Source organism: Streptomyces sp. BE303 (genome assembly GCF_036290945.1).
Taxonomy (GTDB): domain Bacteria; phylum Actinomycetota; class Actinomycetes; order Streptomycetales; family Streptomycetaceae; genus Kitasatospora.
The window spans coordinates 1-444 of record NZ_JAQYWZ010000924.1 but is presented as its reverse complement, the minus strand read 5'-3'; the positions used below and the strand labels follow the sequence as shown (position 1 = coordinate 444).

Genomic DNA, 444 nt, shown 5'->3' with positions numbered 1-444 from the left:
GGGGGGGGGGGGGGGGGGGGGGGGGGGGGGGGGGGGGGGGGGGGGGGGGGGGGGGGGGGGGGGGGGGGGGGGGGGGGGGGGGTGGGGGGGGGGGGGGGGGTGGTTGGTGGGGTGGGCGGGGGCCGCCTCTGCCAAACTCCGCCGCGCGCCGGTGGTGAGGGAGGTGAGGCCCGAGGCGCCGGCGGCGAGCTGGTCGGCGCGGCCGCGGGGGACCCCTTCGGACAGGCCCCGCAGGCGGCCGTCCGCGGCGCCCCCCACCGTGTGCGCCACCCCGGAAACATCTGGCCGGGGGCGGGGGGGGGGGGGGGGTGGGGGGGGGGGGGGGGGGCGGGGGTGGGGGGGGGGGGGGGGGGGGGGGGGCGCGGGTGGGCGGGGCGGGGGCGGGGGCGCGGGCCTGGCCGCCGGCCCCCCCGCGGGCCGCGCCCCCCCCCCCCCCCCCCCCCC

Annotated in this window: 1 pseudogene; it reads right to left on the bottom strand. The window is 90.3% G+C overall.

Annotated elements, in window-relative coordinates:
• Positions 1-138: 138 nt before the first annotated feature.
• A pseudogene (locus PUR56_RS37910) lies at positions 139-273 on the bottom strand (roadblock/LC7 domain-containing protein); the annotation flags it as partial.
• Positions 274-444 lie beyond the last annotated feature (171 nt).